We start from the raw sequence: 23,376 nt of genomic DNA on the forward strand, positions 1-23,376 counted from the left end.
TTCTTACACAATGTAATTAAATTGTTAAAAAATTAACTTAGCAAATTTCAAATTATTGAAGCTCTAAATTATTGATATCCTATTAATTACAGCTATTAATACAGATTATTACAATAACAATAGCCTTGTTTAGTTTTATGACCTTCGAAAATTAACACTGTTGAATTATTCATTTTTAAAGGAAAAGTGCTATTATTATACCGGATTTTGATTTTTTTAACATTTAAAGACTGCAACTAAAAATTTTAGAAGCTCAATTTCCAAGCATTTAATTTAAACTAACAAACAACAACAATTATGAGTCAAAAACGTGATTACACGTTGATGAAATCCAGTAAAAGGTCATCCTTTATTAAATCTGGAGTTTTATCAATGCTTGTTTGCTTAGGTACCCAAATGGTACAAGCAAATGAAAACACAAGTACTTCAAAAGAGGTTGAAGTAAAAACACTTCAATCTACTATTACGGGAACCGTTTTAGATGACACTGGCCAACCCCTGCCTGGAGCCAATGTTGTAGAAAAAGGTACAACTAATGGTACACAAACAGATTTTGATGGTAACTATAGCTTAAACGTATCTGATGGTGCCACATTAGTATTTAGCTATATAGGATTTAAAAGTACAGAGATCGCTGTAAACGGTCAATCAAGCGTAAACGCAACTTTAGCCGAAGATGCTGCAGCCCTTGACGAAGTTATTGTACTAGGGTACTCTCAGCAAACTAGAGGTGACCTAACCGGTTCAGTAGCATCTGTAGATGTATCTGAAGCAACAAAAGCACCAGTGGTTAATGCCGCATCTGCATTACAAGGTCGTGTAAGTGGTGTAACTGTTGTACAAAACGCAACACCAGGTAGCCCACCAAAAATTAACATTCGTGGTTTTGGTACTAGTAACAATACCAACCCATTGTTTATTATTGACGGTCTACAAACAGATGACCCATTTGTATTGAACAGTATCAACCCTAATGATATTGACCAAATGAACGTCTTAAAAGATGGTGCTGCTGCTATATACGGTGCAAGAGCATCTAACGGGGTAGTAATTATCACAACTAAAGGTGGTGGTTATAATATGGATAAACCAATAGTATCTGTTGATACATATACTGGGTTTTCTTCAATAGCGAACACTCCTGAATTTTTAAATGCACAACAATTAGGAGATGTCTTGTTTCAAAGTTCGGCAAACGATGGAACAGTATTTGATCATCCTCAATATGGTAATGGTTCATCTGCAGTTGTTCCTTCATCATTAAATGGTTACACCAGAGTAGTTTCTTATGATCCTATCGTAAGAGGTGATGCTTCTGCTTCTGTAGACCCTAATGGTACAGATTGGATAGATGCTATCACAAGAACTTCAATTATTCAAAGTGTAGCTTTCTCTGTTGCGAATGGTGAAGAAAATAGTAAATATTCACTTTCTGCTAATTTCTTGAACAATCCAAGTAATCTTGTAAATACATTTTATAAAATAGGTCAAATTCGATTAAACTCAGAATTTAAACTTGGAGACAAAGTTCGTGTTGGTCAACACTTTAGTACGGCTTATTCTAACGGAAACCAAGGTGGAGCCGGAGCTAGATATGAAGAAGCAGTAAGAAGTAGCCCGTTAATACCATTATATGATGATAACGGTAATTTTGCAGGTACTGGGGCGCAAGGTACAGGTAACTCTAGAAGTCCTTTAGCACAATTAGGTAGAGCAAGTGACAACTTCAACAAAACACTTAGGGTTTTAGGTGATATTTATTTATCTGCTGAAATAGCAAATGGACTTACGTTCAAAACTAATTTTGGTGGTACTATAAACTCGTTCAATACTCGTAGTTTTCAAGCATTAGACCCTGAGCACAGCGAGCCATTAGGAACAAACCAACTTACAGAACTAAACCAAGATGGTTACTCATGGACTTTTACAAATACCTTAAACTATAAAAAAACATTTGAAAACAGTAAAATTGATGCTTTAGTAGGTATTGAATCTGTTGAAGATGGTGTAAAAGGAAAGCAAGTAAGTAGAACCGGTTTCTTATTTGAAACACCAGATTTCTACTTATTAAACAATGGTAGCGGAACACCTAATATTGACAATGCATATGACGCAACTACCAGCTTGTATTCTTTATTTGGATCTGCAACATATTCTTATGCTGACAAATATTTTATTACAGGTACTTTACGTAACGATACATCTTCACGTTTTGCTGGAGATAACAAAAGTGACACCTTCCCTTCTATAAGTGGTGCTTGGGTAGTTAGTAAAGAAGATTTCATTTCTTCTGACTCAGCTTTAAGCTGGTTCAAATTAAAAGGATCATGGGGTCAATTAGGTAACCAATCTTTACCAGCTAGTAACCCTACTATTAACATTTCTTCATTAAATGAAAGTTTATCTAATTACGCCATTGATGGTAGTTCTATAGCAACGGGAGCATTGTTATCCGCAGTTGGTAACCCAAATTTAAAATGGGAAACTAGTGAAGCGATTAATGCAGGTATTGAACTAGGTTTTTTCAATGACAAATTGAACTTGGATTTTGAATGGTTCAACATTAAAACCAAAGATTTAATTGTTCAAGATAACAGTTTAATTAGTACAACAGCTATCGATGCAGGTGCACCATATGTAAATGCAGGTAATGTAACAAACACAGGTTTTGATATCAATCTTCGTTATAAAGATGAAACTACATCTGGATGGAAATATGGTTTCGATGTAAACTTTTCTAAATACAAAAATGAAGTAACTGATTGGATCAGTGAATTCCAAACTGGTGATGACAGTTTCCGTGGTGGTGCTGTATCTAGAACGCAAGTTGGTCAGCCTATTTCTTCTTTCTTTGGTAGAGAAGTAATTGGTTTTACAGACGAAGGTAGATTTGAATACAGAGATGTAAACGGTGACACAGTAATTGACGATGATGACAGAACTTTTATTGGTTCTCCACATCCAGATTTCACTTATGGCTTCAACTTTAACTTAGGATATAAAGCTTTTGACCTTTCATTATTCTTACAAGGTTCTCAAGGAAATGATATTTATAATTACACTAAAATATTTACTGACTTCCCAACTTTCGTTGACGGTAACAGAAGTGTAAGAGTTTTAGATTCTTGGACACCAACAAATACGAATGCTACTTTACCAGCATTAAGTAATTCTATCCAGAATAGTGAAACACAACCAAATTCATACTTTGTAGAAGATGGTTCTTACTTACGTTTAAAAAATGTTCAATTAGGTTATGCTTTTCCTGATAAGATAACAAATAAGATTGGTCTTGACTTATTACGTGTTTACGTACAAGCCACAAATTTACTTACTGTTACAGGATATGATGGCTTTGATCCAGAGATCATTTCATCAGTTACCGGTAATAACTTAACATTAGGTGTAGATAGTCAGGTTGTACCACAATCAAGAATTCTTACACTTGGATTTAATTTAAAATTGTAAAAAAATGAAAAAGAAATTAATTTATTTATTTTCACTATTCGCTGTTATAAGCGCATGTAGTGATGATTTTACAGAGCAGCCTGCAGTTGGTGCTCTTAGTGACGCTGCAGTACAAAATGAAGATGGTGTTGAACTCCTTTTAATTGGAGCATATTCTACTCTTGATGGTATACGTAACAACCTTGCAGGAAATGGTTTTGCAGCAAGTGGAGATAACTGGTGGTTTGACGTTGTTGCAGATGACGCTCACAAAGGTAGTACTGATGGTGATCAAGCTGACCTATTTGAGATGGAAGTTTACAACTGGACTACAGGTAACCCTTACGTTTTAGGAAAATGGTCATCTATTTTTGCCGGTGTAAACAGAGCTAACGCAGTAATTGCCTTAATAGCTACTATTGAAGATGCAGATTTAACTGGCAAATTAGCAGAGGCGCGTTTTTTAAGAGGTCATTTTAATTTTGAATTGCAAAGAATTTACGGAAATGTACCTTACATTTCTGAAGAAAACTATGCAAATACAGAATTTAACCAGCCTAACCCAGGACCAATCTGGGATGAAATTGAAGCTGATTTACAATTTGCAATGGACAATTTACCTGCTACACAAGCACAATCAGGAAGACCAACTTCTTGGGCTGCACAAGCATATTTAGGTAAGGTTCATTTACAACAATCTGAATGGGCTGAAGCTTTCGCTTTATTAGAAGATGTCATCAACAATGGCCCTTATAGCTTAAACCCTGAGTTTGTAGCTAATTTTGAAAGTACAGGAGAAAATAGTTCTGAAGCAGTTTTTGCAATTCAGTTTACTGCTGATGATGGTCAATCATTCAACGGTAATATTGGAGGGGTATTGAATTTCCCTAACCCAGGGCCATTTGGTTCGTGTTGTGGTTTTTACCAACCGTCTCAAGATTTGGTGAATGCTTTCCAAACTGACGGAACTACTGGTCTTCCTTTATTAGATACTTTCAACCAATCTGACGTAGCTAATGATTACGGAATTGAAGATGAAGACGCATTTACTCCTCATACCGGTCCATTAGATCCAAGGTTAGATTATACCGTTGGTAGAAGAGGTGTTGATTATAACCGTTATGGTACTTTCCCTGGACATTCATGGATACGTGCAACTTTTTCAGATATCTCAGGCCCATACTTACCAGCTAAGAACGTTTACCAATCTGGTGATACAGACAACCAAGGTACGGGTGCATGGGGACAACAACATGCAGGTATCAACTATCATATAATTCGTTTTGCAGATGTTCTATTAATGGGTGCTGAGGCAGCTGTAGAAACTAATGACCTGGCTTCTGCCCTAACATGGGTTAACATGGTTCGTAATAGAGCTAAAAACATGACCTATGTTCAGAATGAAGCAGGTGATGCTGATGCTGCCAATTACGTTATTGAACCTTACACAAGTTTTGCCGATCAAGCATTTGCAAGAAAAGCGGTTCGTCATGAAAGACGTTTAGAGCTTGGTATGGAAGGTCATCGCCTATTCGATTTATACAGATGGGGTAACGGAGTGGAAGTAATCAATGAGTATATTTCAAATGAAAGCCGTACTATTGCGAACTTCGGCACAAAGGCTAATGCTTTTGAAGCTAAAAATGAAGTTTTACCAATTCCTTTATCTGCAATAGATTTAAGTGGTGGTATTCTTGAACAGAACCCTGGATACTAAATAATATTTATTCTTATTATTTTTAAAAGCAGGACATTTTAATGTCCTGCTTTTTTTATTTTAAACATACCAAATGCTTATCATAATTATCTCGAATTTCTAAAATAACAATAAAGACCAACCTCCCAAAAAATCACTTAAAATCAAATAAAACTAGTCGTAAATGCTTTAAGTAAATAGGCTTACTACTATGATTTTCTATTCAAAAATATTACTTTGGTACTTGATAAAATGATTGGATTTAATTTGGCAATCTACAATCAATCACCATTTTTTTAACTCTTATTTCAACTAACTCATCAAACATTGAACACACCTATAACTACTACTTTAAAACAAAAATCTGTACGTATTTTATTAGCCGTATTATTAGTTATATTTCTACTAAATGCGACACATTGTAAGAAACAAAGCGAATCATTATTTGAGGTTGTACCAAGTTCAAATTCCGGAATCGACTTCAATAATAAAATTGTAGAAACGGATAGCTTCAATATATTAACAAGTGAATACATATTTAATGGAGGTGGTGTCGCTATAGGTGATTTTAACAATGACCAAAAACCAGATATATTCTTCAGTGGAAATCAAGTTTCAAATAAGCTTTATTTAAATGAAGGCAATTTTAAATTTAAAGATATTTCTAAAGAATCTGGAATAGAAGCCCTTAACAAATGGAATACTGGTGTTGCTTTGGCAGATATAAACAATGATGGTTTTCTAGACATCTACGTATGCTCTGCAATGTTGAACAGTGAACAAGAAAAGAAAAATATACTGTTTATACATCAAGGTTTAGATGATAACGGTATACCGTCTTTTAAAAATATGGGCAAAGAATATGGTCTTGAAGAATCTGGCAATAGTATGGGTGCATCTTTCTTAGATTACAACAAAGATGGTCTTTTAGATTTGTATGTTTTAAACAATGTTGATGTACATATTTTACCTTCTAATTTTAGAAAAAAAATTACTGACGGTTCTGCATTAAGCAATGATAAATTATATAAAAATAATGGTGATGGTACATTTTCAGATGTTACTATAGAGGCAGGTATAACTATAGAAGGTTATGGACTAGGGCTTTCGATTGCTGACTTAAATTATGACGGTTGGCCAGATATTTATGTAAGTAATGATTATCTGTCAAATGATATTCTATACGTTAACAATCAAGACGGTACATTTTCTAACAAGATAAAAGAAAACATTAAACACCAAAGTAAGTTTTCTATGGGCAATGATATTTCTGACTACAACAATGATGGGTATTTAGATATCATCACCTTAGATATGCTTGGTGAAACTAATGAAAGGTTAAAAACAACATTAGCAGGAAATAAATACACAGAGTATATTCTAAATGACCGTTTTGGTTATGAATACCAACATACCAGAAACATGTTACAAAAAGGTAATGGAAACAACGTACCGTTTAGTGAAATTGGGTTAATGGCAGGTGTATCTAAAACAGATTGGAGCTGGTCTCCCTTATTTGCTGATATGGACAATGATGGTTATGAAGATTTATTAATTACAAATGGGTTCCCAAGAGATATCACGGACTTAGATTTTGGTGACTTCAAATTTAACGTTAGTAGATATTTAAGTCCTGCTCAAATTTTAGATTCCATTCCAAAAATAAAGATTCCTAATTACGCATATAAAAACAATACCAACAATCAATTCACAGATGTTAGTGAAGATTGGGGCATTGGAATAGCATCTTTTTCTAATGGCGCTGCATTTGCTGATTTAGATAATGATGGTGATTTAGATTATATCGTCAATAATATAAACGACGAAGCATTAATCTTTCAAAACAAAACTGACCTAAAAGATGGTCAACATAATTACTTAAGTGTAGACCTTAAAGATTCCCCTTCAAAATCTCAAAAAACAGGTGCAAAAATTGTTTTAAGGTTTGATGATAATACATTTCAATATAAGGAACATCATACCTATAGAGGCTATATGTCTACCGTTGAAGATATCATGCATTTTGGTCTAGGAAACATAAAACAAATAACATCAATTGAAATACTATGGCCAGATTATAAGTTTCAAAAAATATCTAATGTTAAAGCAAATCAAAGAATAATTCTTGACTACGAAGATGCAATTTCAATAGCCCAAGAAAAATTAAGTTTTCCATTTGTTCCTAAAAAAGAAAATACCATTTTTAAAGAGGTTTCAAGCGATTTAGGATTGTCATACATACATGAAGAAAAAGATTTCATTGATTACAATATTCAACGAACAATACCACATAAATTAACTCAAAATGGTCCTATAACAGCCGTGGGAGATATGAATGGAGATGGTTTTGAAGATTTTATCATTGGTAGTTCTTCCGGTAAGTCACCTCAAATATTCTTTCAAAACTCAACAGGTAAGTTCACTCAACAAAACTTATTTGATGATGAAGAAAACAAAACATATGAAGAGGAAAGTATTGCATTGTTCGATTTAGAGAACGATGGTGATTTAGATATGTACCTAGTCTCTGGTAGTAATGAATTTAATCAAGGGAGTACTAATTACAATCATCGTTTATTAGTAAATGATGGTCAAGGAAACTTTGAGGTTGCAACGAATAAGATGCCTACAATTAATACTAGCGGATCAATCGTAACCGTCTCAGATTTTAATAAAGACGGATTCGTTGATCTGTTTGTTGGTGGTAGAACTCCTTATTCACAATACCCTAATACCGAAAAAAGCTTTCTATTAAAAAACCACAATGGTGTACTAGAAGATGTAACTAAAAGTATGGCACCTGATTTAGGTAACGTAGGTATGGTCACAGATGCTGTTTGGGCAGATATTGATTTAGATGGTTATGATGATTTAATAGTCATTGGTGAATTTATGCCCATTTCTATTTTTAAAAATAATGGTGCCAATTTCAAAAAACTGGATAAAACAGGTATTGAAAAACTTTCGGGTTGGTGGGAAAGCATTGCACAAACCGACATAGATAATGATGGCGATATAGATTTTGTAGTAGGTAATTTAGGTATGAATAATTTTTATCAACCTTCGGAAGAAAGACCAGTTACCGTAGTCGCAAAAGATTTTGATGACAACGGCACTATAGACCCCGTAATGTTCGCTTATTTTAAAGACAGTTTTGATAAACCTACCTACAAAGCATTTCCTGTAAATTTTTGGGGAGACTTAAACGGACAAAGTCCAATTTTTAGAGCAAAATTCAACACATTCAAGGCATATTCTAAAGCAACGATTTCTACTTTATTCACTGATGATGAATTAGAAGGTTCTACTAAATTGATTGGAAATTTTGATAATAGTATAATAATAGAAAATAATGGCGATAGTACATTTAAGTATAGTCCACTGCCTATTGAAGCTCAAGTAGCCCCAATAAACGGAATTACATTTTTGGATTATAATAATGATGGCTACAAAGATCTTTTGTTGGTTGGCAACAATTTTGGAAATGAAGTTTTTATAGGTAGAAATGATGCATTTAATGGGCTATTATTAGAGAATGATGGAAAGGGAAAGTTCAAATCTATTGAGACATCTAAAAGCGGATTTTTGGTACCTGGAGATTCAAAAAGTATTGTAAAGGTCAACAGTGACATTAAAGAAAAGCCATATTATATAGTCACTCAAAATAGAGATTCAATTAAGGTATTTCAGAAGAATTAAGAAAAATAGGGCTTTACCTCAACTCTTGATCAACAAACCAATCATATAAAGCTTCGGTTTCATAGGCTTTAATCCATGCGTTATGACCAACGTTAGGATATCTAGTAAAGATGACCTCATAGCCCATTTCCTTTAATTTGGCGACCATATTTTCTGATTCGGAAAAGGGAATAGATTTATCTTTCTCTCCATGAAAAACCCACATAGGCATTTTCCTATTTATCCAAGAGGCATAAGGTAAAGGTGCCATGCCACATACTACCGCCATAGCGGCAAAAGTATCAGGATATTGAACTGCCAATTCCCAGGCAGCTCCTCCTCCTCTACTTAATCCGGTTAAATAAATTCTACGTTTGTCTATCCTATTAGTCTCCACAATAGAATCTAATAACTGTTTTACAGCTCTTGTATTCCACCACTTTTTCGCATTAGGGTTCTGCGGTGCCAATATCAAAAAAGGAAATTTTTTACCTTGCACTATTAATTTTGGCGGACCGTTTCTTTTTACAGTAACCAAACTATCACCAGACTCACCACCACCGTGTAAGAACAATAGAATTGGAAATTCTTTTTCAGGTTCCTCTTCATAGTCTTCAGGGTAATAAAGATAATAGGCAAGATTCTCTTTTACGTTCGTTTGCATAGCTGAATCTATTAGAACAGGCTTTGCTTGAGATGCACAACTTTGAAAAATAACCAATAAAATAATATATGCAATTGCCCTCATCTGTGAAATCTTAATTTGCTATCAAATGTACCCTAAAAACAAGTTCCTTAAAAGTAATTGTAGTTTTAGGTTAATTCGCGTTCAGAAAGTTAGACGGTAAAGATTTCAAAAACTTAATCGTTACATTTTTAAACAAAAAAAGAGGATGCAAAATGCATCCTCTTTTTCAAATATATTTTTCTGTTTTATTTATCTGTATAAAGTAAAGTGACCTACATACTTCAGCTCATTGCTATTAGCATTTACCACGTACCAGTAATCTCCTGTTGGCACTTCTTTACCTTCATAGGTACCGTCCCAACCGCTAACTTCATCTAATACAGCCACTACTCTACCATAACGGTCATATATTCTAACCTCAACACCATCAAAAAGATCTCTATTCTTTGGTGACCAAATATCATTAAGGTTATCTCCATCAGGAGTAAAGAAATTAGGGAATTCTAGCATACCTGTAAATTCGAACGGTACACTCAATTCTAGCTCACAACCTCTTGCATCTCTTACACGAACATTTACCATTCCGCTTTCATTGGTTGTAAATGTAGTTTCGGCACCGTAAGATTGTCCGTTAAAGAAAAATTCATAGTCTCCATAACCACCTTCTGCAAAAGCTTGAACTTCATTTGGTCCTGTTTTATCAACTACTAAGCTTAAAGGCTCGTATGCATCAATACTGAACTCCACAAAATTAGTACATCCGTTTTCGTGATAAATATAAACCGTATGATCACCTGCCGGTAAATCTCCCCATACATACTCATCATTTGCATTTGCGGTTATCGCATCGGTAGGATCAATAGGATCTAATGCAAACATTAACTCAGATAGCAAATTGGTATTATCTAACTGAATAGTTGTTGTACTATTCGGGAAAATACCCTCACAACCGTATTGTACTTGTGGTTCTGCAGTTAAATCTACCCCAATATCAATAGTGAACAACTCTGATGCTGTACACAAGTTGGCATCTTGTATATATATAATATACGACGCTCCACCCTGTAAATCCTCTATAATTTCTCCGTTATAAGGAGCAAAAACTGCCGTTCCCGTTTCGTCTACCGGATCAATCATTTCAATTTTATACTCAAAATAAGGAGTAGGATTAACTAAAACATCATCAAAAGGAGTACCACCAACAATATCAAAAACTACGGTACCATCATTGGCGCCAATACATAATTCATCTGTTGTCTCAATATTGATTACTTGTAATTGGTCTGGCTCCTCTACCGTAATAAAATCTTTTTCAAAACAGCCATTGTCATCTTTAATCAAAATCTCATAAGTACCAGCCGCAAGTTCATCAAAAGTATACGTACCCGGATTATCGGCATCACTAAAGAATTCATTGAAGTTTGGTGCAATTGCAAATTGAATTAAGCCTTCGCCACCAGCACTTACAGATACTGTTATGGTACCATCTTCTTCACCGTTACAAGTAACATTTGTTGGAACTGCATCGAAGATAATAGGATCAGGTCTAATTATTTCAAAAGGACCAGCAATATCCATACAAGTAGCTCCACTAGTTACCGCTATATAATATTCTGTACCTTCAGGAAGACCTTCAAATGTTCCGTTATCTTGAGGACCTCTAATTACCGTTGCTGTTGCAGCAGGATTAAAAGCATCTACAGGATCACCTTCATACAGGTAAAATAAATCTGCACCTACACCACCGTTAACAAATGACTCTATTCTACCATCTAATTCAGATGCACAAGAAATATCATCCGGCAAATTTGGAAGTAAAGTAATACCTGTAGCATCGGTCATGGTAATACCATTTGATCGAATTGCAGGACAAGCACCCGCACCATTTACTTTTCTTACATCAAACTGATATGTAATACCCTGAACTCCTGTAATAGTTACAGAATTACTCGTCATAGGCTGATAAGTACCAATGGTCACTCCATTTTCAACTCTTAAATATTCATAAGTAAATAAAGGATCAGGATTCTCAACAGTCATTCTCATTTCACCATCTCCACCACAACCAGGTACTCTTGTTTGTACCAATAATGGTTGAATTGGTGGTGGGGGATCAACATAGTAAGCATCAGTTACAAATGAACACCCAAAACTAGAAGATACTTCTATTGCATACCAACCAGCACTAATATAACCACCACTGTCACCAATGAAAGTTGGTGTATTTTGCAATCCACTTTCAGACACAACAGCTGTGTTATCATCACCACTTAAATATAATAAAGTGTAATTGTAACCAGCACCAGGAAAACCTCCGCTTGCACCAGGCGTAGCAGTAATAGCATCACCCGAAGTAGTATCATAAGCTTCTAATACTGCATTGTTACCATTAGGACAATCTAAAGTTTGTGGCTCTCTTATACCTGCAATAATTTGAGGAACTTCTTCCAATTCTATTTCAACAGTATTTGTACAACCTTCCACATCCCTGATTTCTACTTCATAAAAACCGAAAGACAAACCTGTAAACTCATTATCGTTAGAGAATGTAGCTACTTCAGTAGTATAACTAGAACCACCATCAGTGCTCATTAACAATCTGTACTCATATGCAGTAGTATCCCAACCACCAGTACCGGTAGCTATAATTTCACCGGTATTATTAGTACAACTAACATTACCTATAGATTCTGCAGTAACTTGAAGTTCACCATTAGGAGTTCTGATATTGGTAACATTACTGGTACCTGAACAGAACGGTGTATCTATAGAAATTATATCAACAATTAAGTTACCACCTATTAGATTATCTATTCTAGCTTCGTCACCATTGATATCAGGGAAATTATTGGTATCAAAAGTTCCTGAAGCCAAAGGTGTTGTTCTAGCATCATCGGTAGCCTCATAAACGATGTAATCAAATACACCTACATAATCGCTAACCGTAATGAACAAAGCACCATCATTACCAGGTACCGCACAGCTAACCGGTTTAGCCTCGCTAATTAATACTGTAGGAGCAATAGGAGTATTTACCGTATGCACAGGCATTGGATAGGTACAACCTACGGTATTATCAACAATCTCGAACAAGTAATCACCTACATCCGGCAAGAACACATCAACATAGTTGTTACCTGCTGTATTCGTTACTGGAGCAACCGCAGTAACCGAAACCGTATTCACCGTAAAATCAGTTGTACCCGCTACTTCTATACGTACACGCTCATCATCTCTACAATTTAAAATATCTACTTCAACAATAGTTGGAACAACATCTGTAGGTGGATTGATAGTAGGAACGTCAAATGTAGTCTGACAACCATTTCCATCAATAGCATAAACAGTGATATTTTGTGCGCTACCGTCATCAATAATTTCAAATGTATTACCAGGTTGATAATTTTCAAAACCAGTGATACTATATTGATATCCTGAACCAACAGTACCTGCATCTACTACATTTACGTTGATGATTGTAGAACTATATCTATTTGCACCTGGCTCACAAGCAAAATCTGCAGCACTTGCCGTAATGCTAAATGCATCAGGATTTGTAATTGAATGTACAGCAGATAGCACCTCACAATTACGTGCCGTTACCACCTGAACTTGATAATCACCTGCTGGTAAATCTGAAAAAGCACCAGTATTATTTCTTGTCACCTCTGTAGTTCCCGAACTAACATCATTTAAGATATAAGTTATAGGAGTGTCTTGGGATGTAAATGGCACCAACGCATTTGCCGGACCAACTACTACCTCTATAGACCCATCATTTTCATCTCTACAACTAATATCAATTGCTTCTTCTGAAACAATTACTGGTTGTGCAGCTTGATTTAGAACAATGTTTGTAACCGTAGTTTCACAGAAACCAGCACCATCGTTAACTATATTGTCAGTTATTAAAACCTCATAAGTACCAGGAGCAAGCCCTGTAAAAACTGGATTATTATTTTGTGTTAAGGGTCCAACGGCATTTGAATTATAATCAACACCTGTTAACTCAAATTCAAAATCACCACTACCTCCAGTAGTTGAAATTGTAATTTCCCCATCTGCGTCATTACAAGTACTATCTGTTGAAAATCTACCAGTAGCCGATAAGAAATCGTAAACCGTAGCAATACCTTCACTAGTACAACCATTGGCATCTACTACATCTACTACATAATCACCAGGGCTACTAACAACATAAGTATATTCCCAAAATGAACCGACTACAGTTGGTAATTGCTCATCACCACCCAAAGTGAATCTTGGAGTGTTAACAGAACTAGGTACTCTCACCGTAATATCAAAAGCAGTTGACGTAGGATCACATTGATTTACTACTGCAAATGTTGGAATTGGTAAATCTGGATCTAATGAAATAATAGTAGCTATATCAAAAGAAGTACAACCACTTGCGTCTCTTACATAAACATCATAAGTACCATCAGCTGCCGAGAACGTTGTATCCGTCGTCCAACCAGAAGGAGGCACACCTGTATCCATAAAGGCAAATTCGTATGGTCCACCTGAACCACCTCTACCCTGAACGGTTACCTGACCAAATGCATTACAGTTTGCAGGAACTTCCTGCAAAATATCAATATCAGGTAAATTTTGTTCTATGATTACGCCTGAGGCATCTGTACAAGTATCGGTTAAGTTTTCAACCAATATCTGATAGCTACCCGGTAATTCTGCATATGTACCTGTATAAGGTAATGCTGTCGTTGTTACAGAATTTTCAAGTATAATACTTGAGCCGTCTGAATTATCTATTAATTCTATTCTTAAATTATCACCAATTGTATACCCTATTATTTCATAAGCTATTTCTCCATTTCTGTTTACATCACATGCCCCCGGCGTTGAAGTTGCTGTAACATCTAATGTTGAAGGCGCATCTACAGGAGGAATTTCCTGCTCATACGTACAGTTTGTAACAACATCTAAAACAACAACAGTATAAGCTACTCCGTACTGAATACCATCTGAAGTATTACTAAAAGTATGATCGTTAACCGTTGGCGTATCATTCAAGTTATAAAAACCTGGTTGATCTATTAATCTTATTTGATAGGTCCCAGAACCTCCACTTACGGTAACTGCATACGTAAAAGCAGTATCATCACAATCTGCCGGTGCTGGTGGTGGTATTGGCGTAATTACTACTTCGTTAGAAGTAATAGAAACAGTATCAATATCCGTACAACCATTTGCATCAATTGTTATTACCGTATAATCTCCTGTTACTAGAAGTGGATCTAAAATTTGTACAGGTAATGCAGTAGGATCAACATCTTCCATTCTCGTAATCTCTACCCCTGTATTATCTTCAACTATGAATGTATAATTTGCCGTACCGTCAGTTACAGCATCAATACTGACACCACCACTAACTGGTCCGCTACCGCCACAAACCGCTTGAACTTCAGAGACCGTAGTTGCAGGTGGTGGGGTGTTATCCAATACAATATCAAAAGTATCGGCCGGGGTTTCACAACCTCTGGCATCTCTAACCAAGTATGAGTATGTACCTACCGTTAAGTTGGAATATACCGTTTCTGAAGCCCATCCCGTTCCGTTGAAATTAACTTCGTATGGTGGTACTCCGCTAGTAGCATCTGGTATAATAGTTACAGAACCGTTATTTGTTGAACTACAACTAACCGGTCTAGCAACATAAGATGCAGCAGCAATATTTTGAGGAGGATTTAAGGTGATAGCAACGGACTGTGCTACACAACCACTACTTGTCGTATTATTATCCGTAATTCTGAAAACATAATCTCCAGGTACATTAGTATTATAATCAAAAGTATTGGTTGTAAGTGGAATTGCCGCACCAAAAGTAGCACCACCATCAGAACTAACTTCATACTGTTTAGCCCCAGCACCAGAAGTGTAACCTCCATTAACACTTACTTCAATTCTACCATCAGCTCCACCACAAGGTATTTCAGCTACAATACTTGTATTTACTCTCAGTTGTGGGGCAATTGTTACCGAAAGACTATCTGAACAGTCATTACCATCAACAACCTCAATCGTATAATTACCAGGAGAAAGTCCGGCAAAAGTTGGAGTTGGTTGAAGTGCCCCTCCATTAATTCTATATTGATGTGTTCCAATTGCTGCTGTACCCGCTGTAGAAGTAACCGCTACAGTTGCTCCAGTACCTGCAACAAAACAAAAATCTGAAGACGGACCATCTAATGCTATACTTGGTGCATCAATAGGATTTAAATCAAATGTGAATGTATCTGTACAACCTTCAGCATCTTCAACAGTTAATGTGTATGTTCCCGCTGCAGAAAGGTTACTAAAAGTCCTTCCTGATTTTGGTCCTATTTGTGGTCCTACAGGCTGGATTAAAGTGTATCTATATGTACCCCAACCTCCAATTGCTTCCGCTCTTACCGCTCCTAAATTTCCATTGGCACAGCTCATAGCTGTTACCGTACTAGTAGATAAATCTAAAACCGGCGCTTCATTTATATCAAAAGAAATAGTATCTGTACAACCTGTATCAGCATCAGTTACCGTAATTGTATAAGTATCTGCTCCAGATAATGGCAAGTCTACTTCACGATCACTTTGTGGAGCACTAGTTGCACCACCATTAATATCAAAAGTATAATTGTTTGCGAAACCGTCAACTATAAAAGTTCCACTACCATCGGTAGCACCGTTACACACTCTTAAGTCTCCACCTGATTTAACTTGAACTCTAATAGAACTGATTTCTACAGGTCTAAAACCTTCTGTGTAAGAACATCCATTAACATCAGTAATCTGAAAAATATATGCCTGAGAAGTCATTAACCCAGTAAATGTATCATTAGTACCGTTATCAACATAAGCCGGACTAATAATTTCATATCTATTGATTGCAGCGTTGCTTGTTGGTGTCAACTGAACATCTGTAGTACCCGCAGCACAACTAGTATTGCTCTGTGCAAAATCTAAGTCTGTAGGTGGATCAACATCTAAAATTTCAATTGCTGTCAATTCTAATCTACATCCACCTGCATCACGAATAATAGGAGTATAAGTACCCGCAGCTAAATCCGTATAAGAAGTTATTGTAGAGAAGTTAACTCCATCAATACTAAATACATATCCACTACCTGAACCACCGGAAAAAGGACCAACAAAATCAATTTGTCCACCTACATTTCCTGCTCCAGAACATGTTACATCAGAAACTTTTGTGGCACTACCCGTTAATGAACCTACAGTATCAACCGTTACAGATGGCAAATCTAATGTACACTCAAACGCACCTTGTTGATACCTTACTTCAATATCAGCATACGTACCTGCAGCTACTGAAATTTGTGGTGTACTTACCCATGGTTCAGAAGCACTTTCTCTAAATGAGATATTATAACCTCTACCATTATTTATAGTAAACTCTAATTTTGCACCTCCGTTACTACAAGTACCATCAATACCGGCAACACTTACATCCGGTGGTAATAAATCTTCTACATCTGAAGAAGCATTAATAATACAACCGTTACTATCTGTAATTACAAAATCATACGTTCCTGCGGTGTTCACCGTATACGTTGTTGAACCAGAATCTGTAGCGGCATCTCCAAATGAAGGTTGTACCGGTCCACCATTTACCGTAAAGGTATAGGGAGCAGAACCACCTGATGTATTTAAAGTAATATCTACACTAGAAATATTAGAACAACCAAAACTACTATTTACCTCCGTAGAAGCATCTAAAGCTGATGCACCTGCACCAATTGTCATGGGATTTCCGTTGATATCTAAACTTTGTCTTGGCGGATCTATACCGTTTAAAGGATCACCAGTGCACTGTTGGGTTTCAACTTGTACCGTATAAGTACCAAAACCTACTGCTGAAAAAGTATAAGGGTTTGTTGAAATAAATGCAGTAAATTCTTGGGCAACCCCACTAGAATTCAATAATGTATATTTATAAGGTCCGGGAACATTAGAAGCGGTTACCGTAATAGTACCCGTATCTCCACTACATAAAGCATCTGTAAAAGTAGTAGTAATTTCAATCTCCTTTTCTTCTATTACTATAGGTTCATAAGGATACTCACAAGTATTTGCCGTATTTTTTAATCTTGCTAAAATATTATATGTACCAGGAGTTAAGTTAGAAAAAATAGCACCTTGCCAAGAAGAACCTCCGTCAATACTAAACTCATAAGCACTAGAAAGATTGGTAATTTGAATTCTACCATCTACACCACAGATATAATCTTGTTTTTGATATGTTTGTGTTATGGTACTTTTCTTTACTTTAAAGTAGTATGGTTGTCCATCTACAACAACTTTATATTCTGCACCTGAAGTTGAAGGTACAGAGCTAGCGTCTATATTAAATGTTTGACCAGAACCAACTGAAGAATAACAAGAACTTGTTGTATTTGGACATTCGGTATTTACATCTGAAGAACAAGAACCACCTAGTACCTCCCATGAAACCGAACTATACGGGCCGCCAGACAAACTAATTAAACGATCATCATAATCACCACATAGATTAAACCGTGCAATCGTAAATCCGTTGTCATTACAAGTTTCCGTATCATCTGCTCCTACTATAACAGTAGTAAACATTGCCGGAGCCGCTAAGCTAGACTTGGATGTAATTTTATTTTCTAATGTTGTTTGGTTGTTGGTAGAAACCGAAACAGCCTTTTCGATTACATGAGCCACCTTTTCGTATAAAGTAGTTACTTTAGAGTTGGCTAAAGCCGTAGTACCAATTACTGAAAGAACAATCAGAAATAGTACATACAGCGCATACCGCTGTTGTTTTGGAAGCATAGGTTAAGTTTCGTTTTTAAGAACAAAGTCGATTTGGGATCTAATTAGTTCTTTGGTGTAATTTTTTGCTTATATTTTAACTTTTAAATAATCATGTGTTCTCTAATATATTTCTAACGCCTGTATATGAAAAATAGTATTATAGTCAACCTTTTATTCGTTGTAACGCTAAATTTTTCTTGCGCACAAAATACTGACAACAAGGTAACTACCCCAAAAAAGTCTGTTTTTACAGCTGAGCTGTTCGTCGATGAGGTACAGATTCCATGGGGCTTCACCTTCCTTCCTGACAAAAGTATTTTAATCACCGAAAAAGAAGGGAAATTGATTCATTTTGCAAACGGAAAAAAAACTCTAATCGGTAATATTCCTAAGGTATATAATAGAGGTCAAGGTGGGTTATTGGATGTAGCCCTTCATCCAGAGTATTCAAAAAATGGATGGATTTACCTCACTTACGCATCAACGGAAGGGGATGAAAAGGGAGGACATACAGCAATTATGAGAGCAAAATTGAAGAATAATTCTTTGACCGAAAAACAAGTACTTTATAAAGCAACGCCCAATACTACCAAAGGGCAACATTTTGGATCTAGAATTGCTTTTGATAATGACGAATATCTATTCTTTTCAATTGGTGAACGAGGAGATAGAGATATTAATCCGCAAGACATTAAAAGAGACGGTGGTAAAATTTACCGTTTACATGATGATGGGCGCATTCCTACAGATAACCCATTTATTGATGTCAAGGGTGCAAAGTCTGCTATTTACAGCTATGGACACCGAAATCCACAAGGATTGACAAAGCACCCGGTTACCGGAGAAATTTGGGATAACGAACATGGTCCAAGAGGTGGTGATGAAATAAATAGTATTAAAAAAGGCGCTAACTATGGATGGCCATTAGTGACCTACGGAATCAATTATGGCGGTACACCTATTACAGATAAAACTGAAATGAAAGGAATGGAACAACCCATACATTATTGGGTACCGTCTATTGCACCTAGCGGCATGGAGTTCGTAACAACCGATAAATATAAAAATTGGAAAGGAAGCCTATTAGTTGGGTCCCTAGCTTTTCAATATTTAGAACGATTGGTCCTGGATGGAGAAAAAGTAATTTTGCGTGAAAAACTAATGCCTGGTTTAGGTAGAGTACGTGCCGTAAAACAAGGACCTGATGGGTATATTTATGTAGCCGTTGAAGGTAAGGGTATCTATAAACTAATACCGAAAAATTAGACACCAACATAATAGTATAAAAAAAGGTCTGTAACCAGAGAATTTGGTTACAGACCTTTTTAAGGTATACAATCTATTAGAAAAGCTACTTATCCCCTACCGGCATCAATAGCCAACTTTACAGAGCCATGCTTTTTTAATAAAGCCTCAGCTGCTGCATATTCTATGTCGAGCCCCTCCATGATATAACGTGTACCACGATCAACCAACTTGTCGTTGCTCAATTGCATATTCACCATTTTATTACCCTTAACCCTACCTATTTTTATCATTAAAGCAGTTGATATCATATTAAGAACCAGTTTTTGCGAAGTACCACTTTTCATTCTAGTACTACCGGTTAGAAATTCTGGGCCAACATTGATTTCTATAGGAATATCCGCAATTCTAGCAATGGGCGCACCTGGATTGTTCGTAATCGCTGCAGTTAAAATTCCATTTTGTTTAGCATCTTCCAAACCACCAATTACATATGGTGTACTACCCGATGCCGCAATACCTACAACAACATCATTAGCATTAATATCATGTTTTTTTAAATCTAACCATGCTTGCTTAGTAGCATCTTCAGCATTTTCTACGGCTTTTCTTATCGCAGTATCTCCACCAGCAATTAAACCCACAACACGTTCATGTGGCATACCAAAAGTTGGCGGAATTTCAGAAGCATCTAGAATTCCTAATCTACCACTAGTACCGGCACCAATGTAAAAAAGTCTCCCGCCTTTATTAAATCTTTCAGTCAAAGCATCTACTAGTTTAGTAACCTGTGGAATTGTTTTTTCTACGGCATCAGCTATTTTCTTATCCTCCTCATTCATTTTTTGAAGAATAGTAGTGGTATCCATCAACTCTAAATTGTCATGATTAGACGGAGTCTCAGTAATTTTTTTGTAATCCATATAATTATAAAATTTTAATATCGTGATTTTTAAAAGCCTTTAGTAAGTTATCATCGGGCTTTAACTCGGTAATCATTGTATTGATAGAGTTAATATCGCATGTCTTATAACGATGTTGAGAATTTAGTTTTTCAGAAATAGATAATAACACAGTTTTCTTTGATGCCTTTATTACCGCTTTTTTTATCTGAACAATATCCCAATCAAACTCCGTTAGACCATATGTTGCATCAACATACCCTGTACCTATAAAACTATAATCAAATCGTATTTCAGAAATATGATGAATGGCATTTGCGCCAATAGCGATCTGTGCTTCTTTAGAAATTTGTCCCCCAATTGAAATTACGTTGATATTTGCTTTATGAGAAAGCTCCATAGCAACTGGCAGACTAATGGTAAAGCAAGTAAGGTTTAAATTCTCAGGTATAATCCTGGCAAGTTCCATACAGGTAGTACCACCGTCTAAAAAAATAACTGCACCATCTCTCAACATACCAACAGCTTTAGCAGCAATGGCAGCCTTATCGGCTAACTTATAAATATTGGTGTTTCTGGCACTATTGGTCATAAACCCCATAGAGATTGCGCCACCATGTACCTTACGCAGTTTTTTTTCAGCGTCTAGCTCCTTAACATCTCTTCTTATAGTATCAATAGAAACATCTAAAGCCTCGGCTATATCCGTTATAAGAATTCTATTATGCAAATCTACCTCACTTAATATAGTCTGCTGCCGTTCTTCTTTTAGCATTTAAAAAACCTCTTTTTTACTTATGAATCATACAAAGATAGGGATTTTTAACGCATGCTGTTTTATGACGTTAATATAATGTAAATAGAATTTAAAGATTAATTAACAGCAAAATACAGCATAATTTATGGCATAAAACAGCAAATATTCAAAATAACGCATATATTTGCATGGATTCAAAAATTCAAAACCCTACCACTAGCTCATGAAAAATACCGCAAAAAAATCCAAATTTGACATCAGCCACAAACCCATTGGTCAGTTTGAAGAAACAAGATTTGAAAAAATACATAATGTAATTTTCGAAGATTCCAATGAAGCTTCAATAGTAGTTGCTCATGAAATTGCTGCATTGATAAAAAAGAGACAAGGGCAAAAAAGAAATTGTGTTTTAGGCTTAGCTACCGGGTCTTCCCCTATTAGAGTATATGAAGAATTGGTTAGAATGCATAAAGAAGAAGGATTAAGTTTTAAAAATGTAGTCACCTTTAACTTAGACGAATATCTACCAATGGAGCCAAATAACATACAGAGTTATTTTTACTTCATGCACGAGCATCTTTTTAACCATGTAGATATTCCAGAGGAAAATATCCACATTCCAGATGGTACGGTTAGTAGTAAAGAGACAATTGCGTATTGCCTAAGTTATGATCGCAAAATAAAAGAATATGGCGGTTTAGATTTTCAATTGTTAGGAATTGGTAGAACAGGCCATGTTGGCTTTAACGAACCTGGCTCACATTTTAATTCGGGAACACGAGTTATCACGCTAGATCACATTACACGTGTAGATGCCGCACCTGCTTTTTTAGGCATAGCTAATGTTCCTAGAAAGGCAATTACCATGGGCATTGCTACGGTAAGAAAAGCAAAAAGAATTGTTTTATTAGGATGGGGTGAAAACAAAGCAGGAATTATAAAAAAGACCATTGAGGGCGATATCTCATCTCATGTTCCAGCAACCTATTTACAAGAACATGACAATTGTACTTTTGTTTTAGATACCGGTGCAGGAAGCCAATTAACAAAAAACAAAACGCCTTGGCTGGTAGATGCCTGTGAATGGACGGAGGAACTAAAAGCGAAAGCCATGGTTTGGCTCTGTGAAAACACGGGTAAAACAATATTGAGCCTAACCGATAAAGATTACAACGATAACGGTATGGCCGATCTATTGGCCTTAGCTGATTCTTATGATCTGAATATTGAAATGTTCAATAAGCTACAACATACCATTACAGGATGGCCAGGTGGCAAACCAAATGCAGATGACACCCATAGACCTGAAAGAGCAACACCTGCTAAAAAACGAGTTATTATTTTTAGTCCACACCCCGATGATGACGTTATTTCCATGGGCGGAACTTTTGATAGATTGGTAGAACAAGGTCATGATGTGCATATCGTTTACCAAACTTCAGGTAACATTGCGGTATCAGACACCGATGCTAGAAAATATGCAGAAATAGCTATGCAGATTAATCCGTCAGATGAGGCAAAGAATATTATAAAATCAATTTCTGAAAAGAATGAAACTCGCATAGATGCTCCAGAAGTTAGAAATCTAAAAGGAAAAATTAGAAGAGGAGAATCTTATGCTGCTACTAGATATATGGGGCTGCAAGATGAAAACGTTCACTTTTTAGATTTACCATTTTATGAAACAGGAACGATCAAGAAAAAGAACTTATCTGATGAAGACATTAACATCGTTATAGATATTATCAAACAGATAAAACCTCATCAAATATATGCTGCTGGCGACTTAGCTGATCCACATGGCACCCACAAAGTTTGTTTAGATGCTGTCTTTGCAGCATGCGAAGAATTGAAATCAGAATCATTTATGAAAGACTGCTGGTTATGGCTATACAGAGGGGCTTGGCATGAATGGGATATTAATGAAATTGAAATGGCAGTACCTATGAGTCCGGGGCAAGTATTGAAAAAAAGATATGCTATTTTCTGTCACCAATCTCAGAAGGACGGCGTAATGTTCCAAGGTGATGATTCTAGAGAATTCTGGATGCGTGCAGAAGAAAGAAACAGAGATACCGCTAATAAATATAAAGCAATGGGCTTATCATCATATGCAGCAATGGAAGCCTTTGTAAGACATAAATTTAACTAACAACTAAATTTGAAT

General features: G+C 36.0%; 9 protein-coding genes. 5 read left to right on the forward strand and 4 right to left on the reverse strand.

The features are described from left to right. The first annotated feature begins 297 nt into the window (after positions 1 to 297). From PXD56_RS14425 to PXD56_RS14435, 3 genes are all read left to right on the forward strand, one after another. Entirely contained in the window at positions 298 to 3,468 is a 3,171-nt protein-coding gene (locus PXD56_RS14425) for a SusC/RagA family TonB-linked outer membrane protein (RefSeq protein ID WP_276494045.1), read from the forward strand. A gap of 4 nt (positions 3,469 to 3,472) precedes the next feature. After that, positions 3,473 to 5,164 carry a RagB/SusD family nutrient uptake outer membrane protein gene (locus PXD56_RS14430; protein ID WP_276494046.1) on the forward strand — a complete coding sequence of 564 codons (1,692 nt, stop codon included), beginning with the start codon at positions 3,473 to 3,475 and terminating at the stop codon, positions 5,162 to 5,164. 306 nt (positions 5,165 to 5,470) lie between these two features. Then, on the forward strand, positions 5,471 to 8,842 hold the full coding sequence (locus PXD56_RS14435; protein WP_276494047.1) for a VCBS repeat-containing protein: 3,372 nt from the start codon (positions 5,471 to 5,473) through the stop codon (positions 8,840 to 8,842). Between the two features lie 13 nt (positions 8,843 to 8,855). Here PXD56_RS14435 and PXD56_RS14440 read toward each other — a convergent pair whose 3' ends face one another. Together PXD56_RS14440 and PXD56_RS14445 are read right to left on the reverse strand one after the other, a co-directional pair. Next, entirely contained in the window at positions 8,856 to 9,569 is a 714-nt protein-coding gene (locus tag PXD56_RS14440; protein WP_276494048.1) for a carboxylesterase family protein, read from the reverse strand. Between the two features lie 189 nt (positions 9,570 to 9,758). After that, complete coding sequence (locus tag PXD56_RS14445) at positions 9,759 to 18,323, reverse strand: T9SS type B sorting domain-containing protein (protein ID WP_276494049.1); 8,565 nt, start codon at positions 18,321 to 18,323, stop codon at positions 9,759 to 9,761. Positions 18,324 to 18,449: 126 nt separating this feature from the next. Between PXD56_RS14445 and PXD56_RS14450 the strand changes: the two genes are divergently transcribed. Further along, positions 18,450 to 19,571 carry a PQQ-dependent sugar dehydrogenase gene (locus tag PXD56_RS14450; RefSeq protein ID WP_276494050.1) on the forward strand — a complete coding sequence of 374 codons (1,122 nt, stop codon included), beginning with the start codon at positions 18,450 to 18,452 and terminating at the stop codon, positions 19,569 to 19,571. Positions 19,572 to 19,660: 89 nt separating this feature from the next. Here PXD56_RS14450 and murQ read toward each other — a convergent pair whose 3' ends face one another. Then, positions 19,661 to 20,473: an N-acetylmuramic acid 6-phosphate etherase gene (murQ, locus tag PXD56_RS14455; RefSeq protein ID WP_276494051.1), complete on the reverse strand. Its 813-nt coding sequence runs from the start codon at positions 20,471 to 20,473 to the stop codon at positions 19,661 to 19,663. A 4-nt stretch (positions 20,474 to 20,477) separates the two neighbouring features. Further along, positions 20,478 to 21,227 carry a DeoR/GlpR family DNA-binding transcription regulator gene (locus PXD56_RS14460; protein ID WP_276494052.1) on the reverse strand — a complete coding sequence of 250 codons (750 nt, stop codon included), beginning with the start codon at positions 21,225 to 21,227 and terminating at the stop codon, positions 20,478 to 20,480. A gap of 205 nt (positions 21,228 to 21,432) precedes the next feature. Here PXD56_RS14460 and nagB point away from each other — a divergent pair, with 205 nt between their 5' ends. Then, a complete protein-coding gene (gene nagB / locus PXD56_RS14465) occupies positions 21,433 to 23,361 on the forward strand; it encodes a glucosamine-6-phosphate deaminase (protein ID WP_276494053.1) in 1,929 nt (642 codons plus the stop codon). The last annotated feature ends 15 nt before the right edge of the window (positions 23,362 to 23,376 follow it).

This window comes from Maribacter zhoushanensis (assembly GCF_029350975.1).
Taxonomy (GTDB): Bacteria; Bacteroidota; Bacteroidia; order Flavobacteriales; family Flavobacteriaceae; genus Maribacter; species Maribacter zhoushanensis.